The sequence below is a fragment of the Pantoea sp. NGS-ED-1003 genome, assembly GCF_000738765.1.
In the GTDB taxonomy this organism is placed as follows: domain Bacteria; phylum Pseudomonadota; class Gammaproteobacteria; order Enterobacterales; family Enterobacteriaceae; genus Pantoea; species Pantoea septica.
In genome coordinates this window covers 115,759-135,070 of sequence record NZ_JPQA01000003.1, presented here as the reverse complement: position 1 = coordinate 135,070, position 19,312 = coordinate 115,759, and the positions used below count along the sequence as shown (strand labels likewise).

The window sequence follows — 19,312 nt, the reverse complement described above, 5'->3', positions numbered from 1 at the left end:
TAGCAAAAGCGTCAGGGCAATTACATCATGCCGCCCATACCGCCCATGCCACCCATGCCGCCAGCGCCAGCACCTAAATCAGGCGCATCGCCTTTCGGCAGCTCGGTCACCATGCACTCGGTGGTGATCATCAGACCAGCAACAGAGGCCGCGTACTGCAGCGCAGAACGGGTCACTTTGGTTGGGTCCAGGATACCGAAGTCGATCATGTTGCCGTATTCTTCAGTCTGCGCGTTGTAACCGTAGTTGCCGTCGCCCGCTTTCACGTTGTTAGCGACAACAGACGGCTCTTCGCCGGCGTTAGAAACGATCTGACGCAGCGGCGCTTCCATTGCGCGCAGCGCAACTTTAATACCGACGTTCTGATCTTCGTTCTGACCACGCAGATCGGCCAGCTGTGCTGCAACGCGAACCAGCGCTACACCGCCGCCCGCTACCACGCCTTCTTCTACCGCAGCACGGGTGGCGTGCAGGGCATCTTCAACGCGGGCTTTCTTCTCTTTCATTTCAACTTCAGTTGCTGCGCCCACTTTCAGAACGGCCACGCCGCCTGCCAGTTTCGCTACGCGCTCCTGCAGTTTTTCTTTGTCGTAGTCAGAGGTCGCTTCTTCGATCTGCTGACGAATCTGGGTTACGCGGCCCTGAATCGTCGCCTCTTCACCCACACCGTCGATGATGGTGGTGGTGTCTTTGTTGATCACAACGCGTTTTGCCTGGCCCAGATCTTCCAGCGCCGCTTTTTCCAGCTCCATACCGATCTCTTCAGAGATAACGGTACCGCCAGTCAGGATAGCGATATCCTGCAGCATCGCTTTACGACGATCGCCGAAGCCCGGCGCTTTCACCGCAGCGACTTTCACGATGCCGCGCATGGTGTTGACCACCAGCGTCGCCAGCGCTTCGCCTTCAACGTCTTCAGCGACGATCAGCAGCGGTTTGCCTGCTTTAGCAACGGCTTCCAGCACCGGCAGCATTTCGCGGATGTTGGAGATTTTCTTGTCAGCCAGCAGGATGAACGGCGATTCCAGTTCAACTGCGCCAGTTTCCGGCTTGTTAATGAAGTACGGAGAGAGGTAGCCGCGGTCGAACTGCATACCTTCAACCACGTCCAGCTCGTCCTGCAGACCGGTGCCTTCTTCAACGGTGATAACGCCTTCTTTACCCACTTTTTCCATCGCCTGGGCGATCAGGGTGCCGACGCTCTCATCGGAGTTAGCGGAAATGGTGCCGACCTGGGCGATAGCTTTAGAGTCTGAGCAAGGAACGGACAGCGCTTTCAGCTGCTCAACCGCCGCGATAACGGCCTGGTCGATACCGCGCTTCAGATCCATCGGGTTCATACCCGCAGCCACAGCTTTCAGGCCTTCGGTGATGATTGACTGAGCCAGTACGGTTGCGGTGGTGGTGCCGTCGCCTGCTGCGTCGTTCGCTTTAGAGGCAACTTCTTTCACCATCTGCGCGCCCATGTTTTCGAACTTGTCTTCCAGTTCGATCTCACGCGCTACGGACACGCCATCTTTAGTGATGGTCGGTGCACCAAAAGATTTATCCAGAACCACGTTACGGCCTTTCGGGCCCAGGGTAACTTTTACTGCATCTGCCAGTACGTTCACGCCGCGCAGCATTTTTACGCGAGCGTCATTACCGAATTTTACGTCTTTAGCTGCCATTTCAATTGTCCCTTAAATTCGTTTCGTTCAGTGAGTTCCGCGTAATTACGCTTCAACAATCGCCAGAATGTCGCTTTCAGAGATGATCAGCACTTCTTCGTTGTCGATCTTTTCGGTTTTCGCGCCGTAGCCTTCGCTAAAGATCACCAGATCGCCAACTTTAACGTCCAGCGGCTTCACTTCACCATTTTCCAGGATGCGACCATTGCCCACGGCCAGAACTTCGCCACGGGTTGATTTGCCTGCTGCAGAGCCGGTCAGAACGATGCCGCCAGCAGATTTAGCTTCAACTTCTTTACGCTTGACGATAACGCGATCGTGCAACGGACGAATTTTCATTAGATAGCTCTCCTTTGAGAAGTCCAATCATTCAGTTTTTGGGTTGAACGCCGGGCTGCAGGGCTTCCGGCCTCGTGGTGCAAGAGATAGGGTCGGTTAAAATGGCTTTCAAGGGGCGAAAGGACAATTTTTTTACCTGACGATGACAACTGCCCATTTTTTGCGCGAAAGGCCGCTTTCGCCTCAGCCATAAAAAAAGCGCGACGCTCAGGTCACGCTTCTCTTCTGCGCCGCGCTTAGCGATCGTGGCGGTCGTCATGGCCGATGCGATCGCTATCCTTGCGTTCATATTCCCCATCCACGGTAAATCCGCTGTCCGGGCCGGCGCCTGGCCCGCGCCAGACGCGCAGGTGCGGCATCAGCTTCAGGGTCAGATGTTTCTGCACCGGCGGCAGCAGCAGCAGCAGGCCAAGGAAGTCAGTAAAGAAGCCGGGCAGCAGCAGCAGAAAGCCCGCGATGATCAGCGATACGCTTTTAATCATCTCTTCAGCCGGGCTCTCGTTGCGCGCCAGCTTCTCCTGCATCAGCATAAAGTTTTTCATGCCCTGGTTTTTCACCAGCGACACGCCGATCGCCGAGGTGAAAATCACCAGCAGCATGGTCAGCAATACGCCCAGCGCGTGAGCCACCTGAATAAACAGGGTGATCTCAATCCAGGCGAGCGCAAAAATAATGATTAACGGTAACCAGCGCACCGTATTCTCCTTTTAGTCGGGCTGCTCTGCGTCAGGCAGGCAGCGAAAAACGCCCTATTAGACGGCATAGCCATGAGATGGGCCTGCCGCGACGCTAATTCAACCGCTGTTTTCAAATATTTACAGTGGGGTTAAATTTGTGCGTCATCTCACATATCGTGGTTATTGCAGCGATAATTGATGCATGGATACGTATCCAGACTCGCGCTTTAGCCCGGCGGCAGCATATGATCGTGCGCGCCGGTGACGAGGCGGATACACTGTCGGCTCCGGCTTTCCACGACAAATCAACACATCACCTGTGATGGATGGCGCCAGCGCAAGCGGCCAATAACAAGAAGGTTATCATGGCGAACAACATTCGTATCGAAGAAGACCTGCTAGGCATGCGTGAAGTCCCCGCCGATGCCTACTACGGCGTTCATACTCTGCGTGCGATTGAAAATTTCCGTATCAGCAACAGTAAAATCAGCGACATCCCCGAGTTCGTCCGCGGCATGGTGATGGTGAAAAAAGCCGCCGCGCTCGCCAATAAAGAGCTGCAAACCATTCCGCGCACTATCGCCAACACCATTATTCAGGCCTGTGACGAGGTGCTGAACAACGGCAAATGCATGGATCAGTTTCCGGTCGACGTCTATCAGGGCGGCGCGGGCACCTCGGTCAACATGAACACCAACGAAGTGCTGGCCAATATCGGGCTGGAGCTGATGGGCCACCAGAAAGGCGAATACCAGTTCCTCAACCCGAACGATCACGTCAATAAGTGCCAGTCCACCAACGACGCCTATCCCACCGGCTTCCGCATTGCGGTCTACAGCTCGATTCTGAAGCTGCTGGACGCGATCAAAGAGCTGGGCGAAGGCTTTGAGCGCAAGGCGGCGGAGTTCGAGACCATTCTCAAGATGGGCCGCACCCAGCTGCAGGACGCGGTGCCGATGACGCTCGGCCAGGAGTTCCACGCTTTCCACGTGCTGCTGAACGAAGAGACGCGCAGCATTCTGCGCACCGCCGAGCTGCTGCTGGAGGTGAACCTGGGCGCCACGGCGATCGGCACGCGCCTTAACACGCCGGACGGCTATCAGCAGCTGGCGGTTCAGCGTCTCGCCGAGGTGAGCAATCTGCCGGTGGTGCCGGCGGAAGATTTGATCGAAGCGACCTCCGACTGCGGCGCCTACGTGATGGTGCACTCGTCGCTGAAGCGGCTGGCGGTGAAGCTGTCGAAGATCTGCAACGACCTGCGCCTGCTCTCTTCCGGTCCGCGCGCGGGCCTCAACGAGATCAACCTGCCGGAGTTGCAGGCAGGCTCCTCGATTATGCCCGCCAAGGTCAATCCGGTGGTGCCGGAAGTGGTGAACCAGGTCTGCTTCAAGGTGATCGGCAACGACACCACCTTAACCATGGCGGCAGAGGCGGGTCAGCTGCAGCTCAACGTGATGGAGCCGGTAATCGGCCAGGCGCTGTTCGAGTCGATCAGCATCCTGACCAACGCCTGCTACAACCTGCTGGAGAAATGCGTTAACGGCATCACCGCCAATAAAGCGGTATGCGAAGCCTACGTTTTCAACTCTATCGGCATCGTGACCTACCTCAACCCGTACATTGGCCATCACAACGGCGATATCGTCGGCAAGATTTGCGCGGAGACCGGTAAAAGCGTGCGCGAAGTGGTGCTGGAGCGCGGCCTGCTGACCGAAAGCGAGCTGGACGACATCTTCTCGGTGCAGAACCTGATGTACCCGGTCTACAAGGCGCGTCGCTACACTGACGAAAACGAACAGTAGGTCAATTTTCACAATGATAAAAAAGGCGCGCCGCGATCAACACGGCGCGCCTTTTTATTTGGTACATAACCGGCTCTTTTTCTCACTCTCATGAGGTGACGAATGATCGTCGTTGAATTAGCGATCGTCCTGCTGGCGATCTGGTTGGGCGCGCGTCTGGGCGGTATCGGTATCGGATTCGCGGGCGGGCTGGGCGTGCTGGCGCTGACGCTGATCTGCGGGCTGAAGCCCGGCGCCATCCCCTTTGACGTGATTGAAATTATTATGGCGGTGATCGCCGCTATCGCCGCGATGCAGGTCGCGGGCGGCATGGATTATCTGGTCAGCCTGGCGGAACGGCTGCTACGCCGCCACCCGCGCTACGTCACGCTGCTGGCGCCGCTGGTAACCTATATGATGACGCTGCTGGCGGGTACCGGCCATACCGCCTTTTCGACGCTGCCGGTGATTGCCGAAGTGGCGAAAGAACAAGGCGTGCGCCCGTCGCGCCCGCTCTCTATCGCCGTGGTCGCCTCGCAAATCGCCATTACCGCCTCGCCGCTCTCCGCCGCGGTGGTTTTCTTCGCTTCGCTGCTGGAGCCGCGCGGCGTCGGTTATATCGCCCTGCTGGCGATCGCCATTCCCTCGACGATGATCGGCCTGTTTCTTGCCGCGCTGGTCACCAACTTCCTGGGCAAAGAGCTGCATGAAGACGAGGTCTATCAGGCGCGCCTCGCCAAAGGCGAAGTGAAGCTACGCGGCGCAAGCCGCTATGAAGAGAAGCCCGGCGCCAGACGGTCAGTATTGCTGTTTCTGGTCGGTATCGTCGCCGTAGTGCTCTACGCCACCGCTATCAGCGACGGCGTGGGCCTGATTGCCGATCCGCCGCTGCCGCGCAACGAGGCGATTGTGGTGTTTATGCTGACCATCGCCACGCTGATCTCGCTGAGCTGCAAAATCGACACCAGCGCCATCCTCAGCGCCAGCACCTTTAAGTCGGGCATGAGCGCCTGCGTCTGCGTGATGGGCGTCGCCTGGCTCGGCGATACCTTCGTCAAAGCGCATATCGGCGAGATCCAGCAGCTGGCGGGCGACTTGCTGCAGCAGGCGCCGTGGCTGCTGGCGGTGGCGCTCTTTTTCGCCTCGATGCTGCTCTACTCGCAGGCGGCCACCGCCAAGGCGCTCATGCCCGCCGCGCTGCTGCTGGGCGTGTCGCCGCATACCGCCATCGCCTCCTTCGCCGCCGTTTCCGCGCTGTTCGTGCTGCCGACCTATCCGACGCTGCTGGCGGCGGTGGAAATGGACGACACAGGCTCGACGCGCATCGGCAAATATGTCTTTAACCACGCCTTTATCGTGCCGGGCGTGCTGGCGATCGCGCTGTCGGTGCTGTTCGGCTTTTTGATCGGCGGCCTGGTGCTGTAGGGCTGTTACAACCGGTAAAGCCTGAGACGCGGCGAGCGTGCTATCATCCTCGCTTTCCGCAACAGGAGCCACGCGATGAACGCCGTTGTGATTCTTTGTACCGCGCCGGATGAAGCCTGCGCGCGCAGGCTTGCAGCCCTGGCGCTGGAGGCGAAGCTCGCCGCCTGCGTCACGCTGCTGCCCGGCGCCACGTCGCTTTACGTCTGGCAGGGCACGCTGGAGCAGGCCAGCGAAGTTCAGCTGCTGTTAAAAAGCAGTACGACGCACCAGCAGGCGCTGATGGATCTGCTAAAGCGCGAACATCCCTTTGAGGTGCCCGAACTGCTGGCGCTACCGGTTCAACATGGAGACAGTGAATACTTGTCATGGCTGCACGCATCTCTTGCCTGATCGCCTTTACGCTGGCGCTGTTTATCACGCTGCCGACGCAGGCGTCGATTTTCTCCCCTAACGCCAGCAGCCGCTTTGTCCCCGTGGACCAGGCGTTTGCTTTCGATTTCAGCCAGCAGGGCCGACAGCTCATGCTCAGCTGGAAGGTCAAAGAGGGCTACTACCTTTACCGCCAGCAGATTCATATCAGCGCGCAGCAGGCGCAAATCGCGCCGGTGGCGCTGCCGCCAGGGCAACCGCATGAAGATGAGTTCTACGGCAAAAGCGAAATCTATTCGCAGGATCTTCAGGTGCCGGTGCAGCTGCGCGAGGCCGCCAGCGGCGGCAGCCTCAGCGTAACCTATCAGGGCTGCGCGGCGGCGGGCTTCTGCTATCCGCCCGAGACGCGCACCATTCCGCTCACGCCGGTGGCTGCCGACGCAGCGCCGCCCGCGGTCAGCGTCCAGCCCGCGCCAGCCGCTCCGCTGCCCTTCTCGCCGCTCTGGGCGCTGCTGATCGGCATCGGCGTCGCCTTTACTCCCTGCGTGCTGCCGATGTATCCGCTGATCGCCGGAATTATCCTCGGCGGCCAGCGCAGCGGCTCTCTGCTGCGCCTGTTTAGCCTCGCCTTGATCTACGTGCTGGGCATGGCGCTCACCTATACGCTGCTGGGCGTGGTGGTCGCGGCGGCGGGCCTGCGCTTTCAGGCGGCGCTGCAGCATCCTTATGTGCTGATCGGTTTGTCGCTGATCTTCACTCTGCTGGCGCTGTCGATGTTCGGCCTGTTCCAGCTGCAGTTTCCCGCCAGCGTCCAGACGCGACTGACGTTATGGAGCAATCGCCAGCAGGGCGGATCGCTGCCCGGCGTTTTCCTGATGGGCGCGCTGGCGGGGTTAATCTGCTCGCCCTGCACCACCGCGCCGCTCAGCGCCATTCTGCTCTACATCGCCCAGAGCGGTAATCTCTGGGCCGGCGCGGGCACGCTGTGGCTCTACGCCATGGGCATGGGACTGCCGCTGATTGTGGTCACCCTGTTCGGCAACCGCCTGCTGCCGAAAAGCGGGCCATGGATGCAGACGGTCAAGCAGGGTTTCGGCTTCGTTATCCTTGCGCTGCCGGTATTTTTGCTGGAGCGCGTGCTGGGCGATGTGTGGGGAATGCGGCTCTGGAGCGCGCTGGGCGTCGCCTGTTTCGCCTGGGCCTTTTGCAGCAGCCTGCGCGGCCAGGGCGGAAAATGGCGCCTCGTGCAGATAGCGATGCTGGCGGCGGCGCTTATTAGCGCGCGTCCCCTGCAGGAATGGGTCTGGGCCGCGCCCGCCACGGCGCAGACGGCGGCGCAGCTTCCCTTTCAGCGTATCGCCTCCGCGCCGCAGCTGGACGAGGCGCTGCGGCAGGCCAACGGCCGCGTCACCATGGTCGATCTTTACGCCGACTGGTGCGTAGCCTGCAAAGAATTCGAAAAATATACCTTTAGCGATCCAGGCGTGCGTGAGGCACTGAGCCGTTACCAGCTGTTGCAGGCTAACGTCACCGCGAATAACGCCACGGATAACGCCCTGTTGCAGCATCTTCAGGTGCTCGGCCTGCCGACCATTCTGTTTTTCGATGCGCAGGGCCGCGAGATCCCCGGCTCGCGCGTGACGGGCTTCCTTAACGCAGAGGATTTCCGCACGCATTTGCAGAATCGGGCGCGTTGAACGACACTGGAATCCCCCGCCTCAGGCGGACTCGTACAGAGAGGAGACGTCATTTGCAGCGTGAACAGGTACTCGAGCATGCGTTGAATGTGCTCGAAAAAAATGGACTGGCGGCGACGACGTCATTACTACCGCAGCTGGCTGCCAGCTGTGACATGACGCTGACGCAGCTGGAAGCGCTCTGGCCCGACAGCGACGCCATGCTTTACGATGCGCTGCGCTATCACGGGCAGCAGATCGACAGCTGGCGGCGTCAGGTTTTGCTCAGCGAGCAGCTCGACGGCGAGCAGAAACTGCTGGCGCGCTATCATGTGCTGAGCGAACAGGTGCAGAAAGGCCGCTTTCCCGGCTGCCTGTTTATCGCCGCCTGCAGCTTTTATCCGCAGCCGGATCAGCCGGTGCATCAGATTGCCGAACAGCAGAAACAGGCTTCCTGGCACTTCACGCACAGCATTCTGGTGGAACTCGGGCTGGATAACCCGACGATGGTGGCGGACCAGCTTGAGCTGATTCTGGAAGGCTGCCTCAGCAAGCTGCTGGTGAAGCGGAACGTGCAGGACGTGGCGACAGCCAAACGTCTGGCGGAAGATGTGCTGCGCATCGCGCTGTGCCGCGCTAACGGCGCGCTGGCCTAGGGTTTTGCCGCTCCTGCCTGAAAAGCAGGCAATCAGTCACGTTTTCCCGCTTTTTTACCGGAAAGGCGTTGACGCGAAGCGGCCATTACGGTTTAATGCGCCCCGTTGCCCGAATAGCTCAGTCGGTAGAGCAGGGGATTGAAAATCCCCGTGTCCCTGGTTCGATTCCGGGTTCGGGCACCACAAATTAAAGAACCCAGCCTATGGCTGGGTTTTTGCTTTTGTGCGGAACCCATCATCGAACCGGTTCGATGACCTCGCCGCGTCCTGCGGCTCGCCCTGCGGGTTTGCCGCGCAGGCGCGACAAAGCAAAAATGCTCCCGGCATTTTTGTCCGGGTTCGGGCACCACAAATTAAAGAACCCAGCCTATGGCTGGGTTTTTGCTTTTGTGCAATTTATGACTGACTCCGCACGCATCCAGTCGCAAAGATTGCCCAGCATTTGCATACAGCGCTCAAGCTGCTCGACGGCGACAAACTCGTCCGCCTTATGCCCCTGCGCCATACTCCCCGGCCCACACACCAGCGTCGCTATGCCGATCTCGTCGAACAGGCCGCCTTCCGTGCCAAACGCGACGGTGGTAAATGTTTCGCTGCCGCTCCACTGCGCCAGCCAGCGGGCGAAATCGCCCTGCGGATCGGTCAACAGACCGGGATAGGCGCCCAGCGGCTGAAACGCGATCTCGCTCTCTGGCGCCCGTTCCCGCATCGCAGGCAGCAACTGGTCGCGCGCGAAGGCTGCGATATTCTCCAGCACGCCATCGACATCGGCCGCCGGCAGCGTGCGCAGCTCAAAATCGAACTGGCAATCCTGCGGCACGATATTGAGCGTCGCGCCGCCCTGAATAGTGCCGACCTGCAGGGTGCTGAACGGTGGATCGAAGCGCGCGTCCTGCGTCTGCCGCAGCGACTCGCCGACGCGGACGAGATGTCCAATCAGCTGCGCTGCCTGTTCGATAGCGTTGACGCCCTGCGGCGCATAGGCGGAATGGCAGGCGCGGCCGCGCACCTGACAGCGCATCGCCACTTTGCCCTTATGGCCGTAAACCGGCTGCATTGCCGTGGGTTCGCCGATAATGCAGAGTGCGGGCTTTTCCGGCGATGCCCTGAGATGCGCCACCAGCGAGCGCACGCCCAGGCAACCGACCTCCTCGTCGTAAGAGAAAGCCAGATGCAGCGGCATCCGCAGCGGCTGCGCTAAAAAGCGATCCAGCGACGCCAGCACGCAGGCGATAAACCCTTTCATGTCGGCGCTGCCTCGGCCATAGCAGCGCCCGTCGCGCTCGGTCAGCGCAAAAGGCGGCACCGTCCAGCGCTGTCCGTCGACCGGCACCACGTCGGTATGGCCCGACAGCATCACGCCGCCGTCTCCCGCCGGTCCCAGCCGCGCGTAGAGGTTGGCTTTCGCGCCGCTCTCGTCATAAAACAGCTCAGCCGCAACGCCGCGCCGCGCAAGGAGATCGCGAATAAAACCGATCAGCGCCAGGTTTGATTCGCGGCTGGTGGTGTCGAAAGCGAGCAGCGCCGCCAGCGTGTCGCGCAGCGCATTATTCATTGCCCGGCACGCCGTAGCTCGGCGCGTCGCGCGGATCAAGCGCGCGCGTCACGTAGGCCTCCATTTGCGGTTCGTAGGCGAGCCACAGGCGCGACAGCTCGCCGACCGGATCGTCGTCGACCCAGTCGACGCGCAGATCCACCAGCGGCCAGGTATAGTCGTCTACCACTTTCACGGCGGCGGAATGCACCGGTCCCGCCTCGCCGCCGCGCGCGATGCCCGCCTGCAGCGCCGCGATCAGCCGGCTGGCCAGCTCGCCGGAAGAGGCTGCAAATGCCGCGACCATCGCGTCAATCACCGCGCCATCCGCCAGCATATTGCCCGCCGCTACACAGTTTTCGCCCTGCGCCACCTTCCAGACGCCCAGGGTTTCGCTGCCGCTGAAGTGCGCCACGTCGCCGGCGGAATCGATCACCGTCACCTGGCGATAGTCGCTGAAGCGATCCTCCGCCAGCGCCAGCTTCAGCGCCTGCTGCGCCGACGCTCCCGCTTCCAGCTGCGCCAGGATCTGCTGACCGAGCGCGGGCAGAGTAATGTTCTGGCTGGAGACCGCGCCCGTGCCCGCCTGTAGCCAGGGACAGCGCGCGCCGACCGCGATGCTGGAGGAGCTGATGGCGATGCCGAGCTGTCCGCTCTCCGGGCAGCGCGCGCTAATAGAGAGCGTCATAACGCCTCCTTGCCGTGCCAGTCATCAGGGATCACGGCGATAACGTCGATCTCCATCAGCCACTGCGGCTGCGCCAGCGCCGACACCACCAGCCCGGTCGAGATTGGAAAAACGCCCTTCAGCCATTTGCCCACTTCCAGATAGACCGGCTCGCGGTAGCGCGGATCGGTGATATAGGTGGTGGTTTTCACGATATGCGACAGGTCGCTGCCCGCCTCTTCCAGCAGCTGCTTCACGTTCTTCATCGCCTGCTCCGCCTGCAGGCCCGGCTCGCCCAGCCCCACCAGCCTGCCGTCGAAATCGGTGCCGACCTGGCCGCGTACGTAAACGGTATTGCCTGCGCGCACCGCCTGGCAGAGATCGTTGTTGAGCGCCTGATTGGGATAGGTCTCTTTGGTGTTGAACATGCGAATACGGGTATGGGTTGGCATCATTGCTCTCCTGCTGGGTTAAAAGGGCGACGCGGTCTGGTAGTGCTGATACTGGCGCTGAATCGCGATCTGATCGGCGATATATTTCGCGTCGTGCCATACGCCCCAGATAAAGGTAGAGCCGCGACGGGAGAGCCAGGGCAGTCCGAGAAAGTAGACGCCTGGCTCGCCGGAAACGCCGCGGTGGTGCTGCGGTTTGCCTTTCTCATCAAAGGCGTCAACCTTCAGCCAGCTGTAATCCGCCGCGTAGCCGGTCGCCCAGATAATGCTGCTAATGCCTGCGCTGGCGAGATTCAGCTCGCTGAGCGGATGCGCGACGCAGTCGGGATCGGGCAGAAAGCGCCGCGCCTCCGGCTCTTCTGGCAGGTCGAGGCCGTTACGGGCGATATAGGCGTCCGCCGCATCGAGCAGCGCCAGATAGCTGGCGTCGCCGCGCGCGATGTTGTGCGCCAGATCGGGCTGAAACCGCACTGTTTCGCCGTCGAACCTCTCGGTCATACCGACCAGATTGACGCCCTGGTTTGCCAGCGCGCGGAAATCCACGGTATGGCCGCCGCGCGCCCCGCTCACCGCGATGGTGACGTGTTCTTTGCCCGGCTGGCTTGCCGCCGCATCCCACATACCGAGCACGCCCAGCCACCAGCAGAAGTCGCGGTTGCGATAGGCGCGCGGCGGTCGATCGTGCGGGCCGACCGAGAGATAAACACTTTTTCCGGCGCGCTGCAGCTCATCGGCGATCTGCACGCCGGAGGATCCGGCGCCGATCACCAGCACGCCGCCTTCCGGCAGCTGCTGCGGGTTGCGATAGTCGGCGGAGTGAATCTGCGTCAGGCGCTCGCTGCGCGGCGCGATTGCCGGGATCACCGGCTTCTGGAAGGGCCCGGTGGCCGCCACGATACGCTGCGCCTCAATCACTCCGTCCGAGGTGTGCACGGTGAATCCCGCGCGCCCACGGTTACGCTCCACGCGCAGCACCTCCACGCCGGTGCGGATTGGCGCATGAAACTTTTCCGCGTAGGCGACGAAGTAGTCCGCCACCTTCTCTTTGGCGACAAAGCTGTCGGGCGCGCACTCTGGAAACGCCATGCCGGGAAAGCGGTCGTGCCAGGCGGGGCCGTTCGCCACCAGCGAATCCCAGCGCCCGCTGCGCCAGGCTTCGGCGATGCGGTTTTTCTCCAGTACCAGGTGCGGAACGTCGAGGCGGCTCAGGTGTTCGCTCATCGCGACGCCCGCCTGCCCGGCGCCAATCACCAGGGTATCTATTTCTGTTTTCATCTCTGTCATTTCCGCGTCCTTCAACCAGCCACCGGCCGATATATTCACCATGGGGAAGGTTTCCAAGACTATTTGAGCCGACAGAGCGGGTAAAATATTATAAAGCTAACGCCTGCATAGGAATTTATTAGGCTGCGCGACAGGTACGCCTGAAATACGTTATTGAAGTGACGGCGCAGGGAAAAGTTCAGCGCGACGACAATACTCCATAAACAATTGCGCCGGTCTTGTCGGCTCATTATTTTGCAGATAAGCCATGATCAGCATCGAATCCGCCATCTCATCTTCAATCTCAAGATGAATTAATTTCTGTCCGTCGTAAGTAATATCGGAGCAGGGACGGGTTACCAGCACGGAAAAGCCTAATCCCTGGCCTACCATACAGCGCACCATTTCGATTGAGGGCGAGCTGTAGGCGACCTCGGGATGGTAGCCCTTCTCTTTAAAGATGCGGATAAAGTAGTTTTTACTCGGGATCGCATCCAGCAGGATCATTGGCTCGCGGCTCAGCTGCTGCAGCGTCACCGTCGCCTGACGCGCCAGCGGATGCGCGGCGGGCAGCAGCGCATAGGGCCGGTGCGGCGCGTTCAGCGGCTCTTTTTTGATCGAGTGGTCGAGGTCGAGATCGTAGAGAAACGCCAGGTCGAAACGCCCGCGATGCAGTCCGTGCATCAGCTCGTGCTGCTCGCCGTCATAGAGCTCGATGGTGATATCGGGATAGATTTTTTTAAATCCGGCGATAAGTTTCGGCAGATAGAGCGGCGCGGCAGACTCAAAGCAGCCGACGGCGATGGTGCCGGAGACCAGCTGATGCTCGGCGCGCGAGTTCTGCTCAAACTCATAGGAGAGCCGCAGCAGATCGCGCGCTTTCTCGTAAAAGCGGCGCCCGCCCGGCGTCAGGGAAACGCCCTGCGCGTGATGGCGGATAAACAGCTGCTGGTCAAAGGTATCTTCCAGATTTTTAATGGCGATGGAGATAGAGGGCTGCGCGATATGCAGCTGGCGTGACGCTTCGGCGATGCTCTCTGTTTCGACCACCGTGACGAAATACTTAAGCTGTTTCAGCGTGAATCGCATCATAAAAACCTTACTTATCTCTTTTTAGCGCGCTCGACTGGCGCGCTTTTTTACAGGTCATCTGTCGCTGCAAGGGCCATGCCACTCCTGCGCCCTGTTAACGCGCAGCCTGTCGACCTACCGCGCGGGTGGCAACATTCGCTTTGTTGCTGATATATCAACGGCTGAATAAATTTAATTTGTCAGCGAAAAGGTTTTATTTTTTGCGCTGCATCATTTTGGCACAGAGCTGCTCTTCAAAAGAGCAAATGTGCGGCAAGATAAATGGCGCCAACCTGAAAACGCCTCTCTTTTTAAAATAATCAGCGCCGTGCATCATTCGCCCGATCTTTTTTGGCTGAATAGTTTTTTTAAAGTCTGAAGGCAACATTTTACTAATTGCCTCAAATTAGCTGCTGCCGCCATAGTGTGAATAAATCGACAGCGGCGAATTCCTCTTTTTGAAATTCGCGTTTATTTAAGCGAGTGAAATGCCTCATGACTTTTAACTGGAACTATATGTTCAGCCTGTTCAGCGACGCCGAATTCTGGCTGGCGACCTGGACCGTCATTAAACTGAGCTTGCTCACCTGGGGCATCAGTATCGTAGTGGGATTTGTACTCGCATTGGCGAAGCAGTCGAACCGTCTGCTGTTCAACCTGCCGGCGCGCGGCTATATCTGGCTGTTCCGCAGCCTGCCGCTGCTGGTGCTGCTGATTTTCGTTTATAACCTGCCGCAGGCCGCACCGGGAACCTCCGCGCTGCTGAGCGATCCCTTCTGGGCGGGCCTGATCGCCATGGTGCTCAGCGAAAGCGCCTATATCGCTGAAATTCACCGCGGCGGGCTGCTTTCGATCCCGAAAGGCCAGAGCGAAGCCGCTCGCGCGCTGGGCCTGCGCTTCGCCGGTATTCAGTGGCGCATCATTATTCCGCAGGCGGTGCGCGTCGCCCTGCCCGCGCTGGCGAACGAATATATCGCCATCGTTAAGCTCAGCTCGCTGGTGTCGGTAATCTCTCTTACCGAGATCCTGATGGTCGGCCAGCGCCTCTATTCGCAGAACTTCCTGGTGATGGAAACCATGGCGGCGGTCGCCTGCTACTACGTGCTGATCGTGACGGTGTTCGACTTCCTGCTCAAACAGCTGGAGCGCCACCTCGACGTTACCCAGCGCCGTCCGGCCGGCAAAATAGATGAGCAGCTGTTCGCGCTGGCGCAGCGAGCCGCCACGCCGATCGCGCGTCCGGCGGCGCAGGCCAGCGGTCCGGCGCTGCAGGCGTCGCGGCTGCACAAAGCCTATAACAACGTGGAAGTGCTGGGCGCGGTCAGCCTGCAAATCCAGCCTGGCGAGGTGGTGTCGGTGATTGGCCCCTCCGGCTCCGGCAAAACCACGCTGATCCGCCTGCTCAACGGGCTGGAGCAGATCGACAACGGTGAAATCCGCATCAACGGCCAGCCTTTTATCCACCTTAGCCAGCAGGGCGAACAGAAGCCGCGCTTTATCGAGCACGCCGAACACCGCCTCAACATCGGCATGGTGTTCCAGAGCTTTAACCTGTTTCCTCACCTCAGCGTGCTGGACAACCTGATGCTGGCGCCGCGCTACCACCGGCTGGCGACGCGAGATGCGCTAAAGCAGCAGGCCTGCGAGCTGCTGCATAAGGTCGGGATGCTGGAACACGCGTGGAAATATCCGCATCAGCTCTCCGGCGGCCAGCAGCAGCGCGTCGCCATCGCCCGCGCCCTGATGATGCGTCCGCAGATCATGCTGTTTGACGAGCCGACTTCGGCGCTCGATCCGGAAAAGGTCAACGAAGTGCTGCAGGTGATCGAAACCCTGGCGCATGAGGGCATCACCATGGTGATCGTCACCCATGAGATGAACTTCGCCTTTAAGGTCTCCGACCGCATCGTATTTATGGAGAAAGGCCGCGTCGTTTGCGACGACGCGCCGCAGGCCATGCGCAGCGGGCAGCATCCGCGCGTCGAAGCCTTTTTAAAAGATGTTTCTCTGGCTTAACCCATGTAACCAGCACGAGGGAAAATCATGATCGAACAGTGGCAGATAGACCAGTATCACCAGCAGGGTTTTCTGGTAGTGGAAAACGTATTAAGCGCCGAGGAGATCGCCGCGCTGCAGCACGATTTCGACGGCTGGGTGGAGGAGAGCCGCAGCCAGCAGGCGGCGTACGGCGACACGCTGGACGGCCGCGCGCGCTTCGATCTGGAAGGCGATCACCGCGCCGACCATCCGTCGCTGCGCCGGGTCAGCTCGCCGACCGAAATCTCCGCCGCCTATCGCCGCGCCGCGCTGCAGTCGCGCATGGCGCAGATTGCCGGTCAGCTCACCGGCGGCCAGGGCGCGCGCTTCCACCACAGCAAGATCAACTCTAAGCTGCCGCACACCGCCACAAAAGTTGAGTGGCATCAGGATTTTCTCTTCACGCCGCACAGCAACGACGACATCGTCACCGCGCTGCTGATGGTCAGCGAAGTGACGCCGGAAAACGGTCCGCTGAACGTGGTGCCGGGCAGCCATAAAGGCCCGCTCTACTCCCACTGGCAAAACGGCCGCTTTACCGGCGCAGTGGATAAAACGGTGGTCGAGGCGCAGTGCGGCCAGCCTGCCGCCTGTTTCGGCCCGGCAGGATCGGTCTGCTTTATGCACACGCGCCTGCTGCACGCCTCTAGCCCGAACGAAACCGAGCTGCCGCGCACGCTGTTTATCGCCGTCTATGCGGCGGAAGACGCCCTACCCTTCGGCGAGAACCCGCTGCCGAGCCTGGACGCCGGCGCGCTGGTGTTCGGCGCAGAGAGCGGCACCATCCGCAGCACCGCCAACCAGTTCCGTTTGCCGCAGAAGCCGAGCGGCGCATCCTTCTTTGTTCAGCAGGCCGGAAACGATCTTGCCCGCGCGTAATCGCCACCACGGAGGCTCTATGAAATCTGTTGCCCTGACTTTTTTGGCCGCCAGCGTCGCGCTGGGGTCGTTTAGCGCCTCGGCGTTCCAGCAGCCGGGAAAAATCATCGCCGGTTCCGACATGACCTTTTTTCCCTATGAATATATTGAGAACAACAAACCGACCGGCTTCGATATCGAGTTTCTCGACGGGCTGGCGAAGGTGATGGGCCGCCAGGCGGTTAATCTCGACACCCGCTTTCCCAACCTGATCACCGGCCTGCAGGGCAACCGTTTCGATATCACCAACTCTTCGATGTACATCACCGCGGAACGGCTGAAGGTGATTGATATGATCCCCTATCTCAAGAGCGGCGAGGCGATCCTGTCGCTGAAAGGCGCCGCTTTTCAGCCGAAAACGCCGGAAGAATTTTGCGGCCATAAAATCGGCTCGATGGGCGCCACCTCCTGGCTGCAGCAGCTGCATAAACTCTCCGCCGACTACTGCGTGAAAAACGGCAAGCCGCCGATCGCCATTAGCGAGTACACCACCGATCCGCAAACCACCCAGGCGATGCTGTCGCACGCGGTGGAGGCGCAGATCACCGACGCCGCCGTGGCGCGCGGCGTGGTGCAGAAGCTAGGCGACCGCGTGCAGATCTCATCGGAAACGCTGATCTATCCGGTGCTGAACGGCTTCGGCGTGAAGAAAGGCAACGATGAGGTGAAGCAGGCGCTGATCGACGGGCTGGAGAAATACAGCAAGACGCCGGAATACGCCGCGCTGCTGAAGAAGTATAACTTCGAGGCGCCCAGCGCAGAAGATATCAAGACGCTGATGCCGCAGCCGTGATCCCGTTGCGGGCGTCAGATATCCGTCGCCCGCGCTCCTTTTTCTATCCTCTGTCAGGAGAGATTTATGGCGCTCTCGTTTGAAGAACAGACCCGCATCGATCTGGCCGCCACCTTTCGCATCATTGCCCACCTGGGCATGCACGAGGCGGTAGCGAACCACTTTAGCGCGGCCGTCTCCCCGGATGGTCGACAGTTTCTGCTGAATCCGAAGTGGAAACACTTTTCCCGCATTCGCGCCAGCGATCTGCTGCTGCTCGACGCGGACGATGCCGCCTGCGCGCAGCGCGACGACGTGGACGCCACCGCCTGGGCGATACACGGCCAGATTCACCAGCGTCTGCCGGAGGTGCGCGTGGTGCTGCATCTGCACCCGATCTACGCCACTAGCGTCGCCTGTCTGGCCGAGCCGCATATACCGCCGGTCGATCAGAACACCGCGCGCTACTTTAACCGCGTGGCGATCGATACCCTTTACGGCGGCATGGCCGACACGGCAGAGGAAGGCGCGCGGCTGGCGAGCCTGCTGGCGGGCAAAAGCCGCCTGCTGATGGGCAACCACGGCGTCATGGTCACCGGGACGGATATCGGCGAAGCCTTCGACGATATCTGGACGCTGGAGCGCGCCTGCCAGATCCTGGTAACCGCCTGGTCCACCGGCCAGCCGCTGAAAATTCTCAGCGATGCGGTAGCGGAGAAGACGGCGCGCGCCTGGGAAGGCATACCCAACTTCTCGCGCCAGCATTTTGAAGAGATGAAGGCGCTGATGATCGCCGCCGATCCGTCGCTGCTCGATTAGCCTCGCAGGAGGTCGCTAACACTCGACCCAGAGCGCGCCCGCCTCCGCCGACTTGACGCACTGTTCCACCCAGCGCACGCCCGCCAGCCCGGCATGGACGTCGGGATACCAGAAGCTTTGCAGGAAGGCGGCGTCGCCGCGATCGCTGGCGGCGAACGCCTGCGCGAAGCGGCGATAGAGATTCGACCAGGCGTCGAACAGCCCTTCGGTATGACCGCCGCCGATGCGATCCTCTTCCAGCGCGCGCGGCGCCAGGTAAGGCATGCCGCGCTCAAGAATGCGCACCGGTTCGCCCTGCACTTCGTAGCGCAGCTGGTTGGGCTGTTCGTCCCACCACTCCAGACTCGCCTTCGCGCCGACGATACGGATCTTCTGGCCGTGCATCGACCCGCAGTTCACCGCCGAGGCCCAGAGCGTGCCGACCGCGCCGTTGTCATACTCCATCATCACAAACGCGTTATCTTCCAGCGGCGCGCGCGTGGCGACAAAGCTCTGGCGGGCGCAGAGCAGCCGTTTAACTTTTAGCTGCGGCGCCATGGTCTCGGCAAGGAACAGCGGATGGGTCGCCAGATCGCCCAGCACATAGCTGGGACCGACGAAGCGAGGATCAACGCGCCAGCGCGTGCTGGCATTTTGCAGCTCTACCGCCTCATGGTGGAAGCCGTGGGCGAACTGCATGTTGACGATGCGAATCTCGCCCAGCATCCCCTGCGCAATCATCTCCCGCGCCTGCTGGATCAGCTGATGTCCGGCATAGCCATAGGTCACGCCGATCAGCTTGTTTTTCTCCGCGCATAGCCGTTCCAGCTCGTCCGCCTCCTGGGTGGTAAAACAGAGCGGCTTTTCACAGACCACGTGTAGCCCGGCGTTGAGCGCCGCGCGGCAGATGGCGAAGTGGGTATTATTGGGCGTGGCGACGGAAACCGCTTCGATGCCGTCCTCGCGCGCCGCTTCGGCGGCAAATAGCGTCTCGTAGTCGGGATAGCAGCGTTCGGCCGCCACGCCCAGCGAGGTGCCGAAGGCGCGGCCGCGCTCGGCGTCAATATCAAACGCGCCCGCCAGCAGCTGAAAGTTGTTGTCGCGCAGCGCTGCCGAGCGGTGAATATAACCGATCTGGCTGGTGCCGCCGCCCCCGACCATGCCCCAGCGCAGGGCGCGATCTACCGCTTTTGTACCGTTAATCATC

At 60.6% G+C, this 19,312-nt stretch carries 18 protein-coding genes and 1 tRNA gene; 10 read left to right on the top strand and 9 right to left on the bottom strand.

Annotated features, from left to right (window positions below; all coding sequences use genetic code 11):
* Positions 1–20 precede the first annotated feature (20 nt).
* The 3 genes from groL to JS46_RS06845 all read right to left on the bottom strand — a co-directional run bounded on the left by groL (position 21) and on the right by JS46_RS06845 (position 2,704).
* Positions 21–1,670 carry a chaperonin GroEL gene (gene groL, locus JS46_RS06855; RefSeq protein ID WP_033749243.1) on the bottom strand — a complete coding sequence of 550 codons (1,650 nt, stop codon included), beginning with the start codon at positions 1,668–1,670 and terminating at the stop codon, positions 21–23.
* 45 nt (positions 1,671–1,715) lie between these two features.
* Entirely contained in the window at positions 1,716–2,009 is a 294-nt protein-coding gene (locus JS46_RS06850) for a co-chaperone GroES (RefSeq protein WP_033749242.1), read from the bottom strand.
* Between the two features lie 236 nt (positions 2,010–2,245).
* The gene (locus JS46_RS06845) at positions 2,246–2,704 is read right to left on the bottom strand and encodes an FxsA family protein (protein ID WP_033749241.1); all 459 of its coding nucleotides are present in this window, start codon (positions 2,702–2,704) and stop codon (positions 2,246–2,248) included.
* Between the two features lie 347 nt (positions 2,705–3,051).
* Here JS46_RS06845 and aspA point away from each other — a divergent pair, with 347 nt between their 5' ends.
* The 6 genes from aspA (at position 3,052) to JS46_RS06815 (ending at position 8,776) form a co-directional block, all read left to right on the top strand.
* Complete coding sequence (gene aspA / locus JS46_RS06840; RefSeq protein ID WP_033749629.1) at positions 3,052–4,488, top strand: aspartate ammonia-lyase; 1,437 nt, start codon at positions 3,052–3,054, stop codon at positions 4,486–4,488.
* A gap of 102 nt (positions 4,489–4,590) precedes the next feature.
* The gene (locus tag JS46_RS06835; protein ID WP_033749240.1) at positions 4,591–5,892 is read left to right on the top strand and encodes an anaerobic C4-dicarboxylate transporter; all 1,302 of its coding nucleotides are present in this window, start codon (positions 4,591–4,593) and stop codon (positions 5,890–5,892) included.
* Positions 5,893–5,967: 75 nt separating this feature from the next.
* On the top strand, positions 5,968–6,282 hold the full coding sequence (gene cutA / locus JS46_RS06830; protein WP_033749239.1) for a divalent cation tolerance protein CutA: 315 nt from the start codon (positions 5,968–5,970) through the stop codon (positions 6,280–6,282).
* Positions 6,258–7,958, top strand: coding sequence for a protein-disulfide reductase DsbD (locus JS46_RS06825; protein ID WP_033749237.1), 1,701 nt, complete (start codon positions 6,258–6,260; stop codon positions 7,956–7,958). The genes cutA and JS46_RS06825 overlap by 25 nt, the downstream gene beginning before the upstream one ends.
* Positions 7,959–8,011: 53 nt before the next feature.
* On the top strand, positions 8,012–8,593 hold the full coding sequence (locus JS46_RS06820) for a transcriptional regulator (RefSeq protein WP_033749236.1): 582 nt from the start codon (positions 8,012–8,014) through the stop codon (positions 8,591–8,593).
* Between the two features lie 107 nt (positions 8,594–8,700).
* Positions 8,701–8,776 (top strand) — tRNA-Phe (locus JS46_RS06815).
* Positions 8,777–8,960: 184 nt separating this feature from the next.
* Here JS46_RS06815 and argE read toward each other — a convergent pair.
* The 5 genes from argE to JS46_RS06790 form a co-directional block, all read right to left on the bottom strand.
* Entirely contained in the window at positions 8,961–10,148 is a 1,188-nt protein-coding gene (gene argE, locus JS46_RS06810; RefSeq protein WP_051905593.1) for an acetylornithine deacetylase, read from the bottom strand.
* Positions 10,141–10,815 carry a DUF1028 domain-containing protein gene (locus tag JS46_RS06805; RefSeq protein ID WP_033749235.1) on the bottom strand — a complete coding sequence of 225 codons (675 nt, stop codon included), beginning with the start codon at positions 10,813–10,815 and terminating at the stop codon, positions 10,141–10,143. Before JS46_RS06805 ends, argE begins: the two co-directional genes overlap by 8 nt.
* Complete coding sequence (locus JS46_RS06800) at positions 10,812–11,246, bottom strand: RidA family protein (RefSeq protein ID WP_033749625.1); 435 nt, start codon at positions 11,244–11,246, stop codon at positions 10,812–10,814. The genes JS46_RS06805 and JS46_RS06800 overlap by 4 nt, the downstream gene beginning before the upstream one ends.
* A gap of 18 nt (positions 11,247–11,264) precedes the next feature.
* Positions 11,265–12,530 (bottom strand): NAD(P)/FAD-dependent oxidoreductase, encoded by a 1,266-nt coding sequence (locus JS46_RS06795; protein WP_033749234.1) that lies wholly within the window; start codon positions 12,528–12,530, stop codon positions 11,265–11,267.
* A 150-nt stretch (positions 12,531–12,680) separates the two neighbouring features.
* Positions 12,681–13,601, bottom strand: a complete 921-nt coding sequence (locus JS46_RS06790) for a LysR substrate-binding domain-containing protein (protein WP_033749233.1) — start codon at positions 13,599–13,601, stop codon at positions 12,681–12,683.
* Between the two features lie 474 nt (positions 13,602–14,075).
* On the opposite strand from JS46_RS06790, the gene JS46_RS06785 reads away from it, so the two are divergent.
* The 4 genes from JS46_RS06785 to JS46_RS06770 all read left to right on the top strand — a co-directional run bounded on the left by JS46_RS06785 (position 14,076) and on the right by JS46_RS06770 (position 18,126).
* On the top strand, positions 14,076–15,596 hold the full coding sequence (locus JS46_RS06785; RefSeq protein WP_033749232.1) for an amino acid ABC transporter permease/ATP-binding protein: 1,521 nt from the start codon (positions 14,076–14,078) through the stop codon (positions 15,594–15,596).
* Positions 15,597–15,623: 27 nt separating this feature from the next.
* Positions 15,624–16,496, top strand: a complete 873-nt coding sequence (locus tag JS46_RS06780) for a phytanoyl-CoA dioxygenase family protein (RefSeq protein ID WP_033749231.1) — start codon at positions 15,624–15,626, stop codon at positions 16,494–16,496.
* Positions 16,497–16,515: 19 nt separating this feature from the next.
* The gene (locus JS46_RS06775) at positions 16,516–17,328 is read left to right on the top strand and encodes an ABC transporter substrate-binding protein (protein ID WP_033749230.1); all 813 of its coding nucleotides are present in this window, start codon (positions 16,516–16,518) and stop codon (positions 17,326–17,328) included.
* Between the two features lie 66 nt (positions 17,329–17,394).
* Positions 17,395–18,126 (top strand): class II aldolase and adducin N-terminal domain-containing protein, encoded by a 732-nt coding sequence (locus JS46_RS06770; RefSeq protein ID WP_033749229.1) that lies wholly within the window; start codon positions 17,395–17,397, stop codon positions 18,124–18,126.
* A gap of 15 nt (positions 18,127–18,141) precedes the next feature.
* Here the strand turns inward: JS46_RS06770 and JS46_RS06765 are convergent, their stop codons facing one another.
* Positions 18,142–19,311, bottom strand: coding sequence for a Gfo/Idh/MocA family protein (locus JS46_RS06765; protein WP_033749228.1), 1,170 nt, complete (start codon positions 19,309–19,311; stop codon positions 18,142–18,144).
* Between the last annotated feature and the right edge of the window lies 1 nt (position 19,312).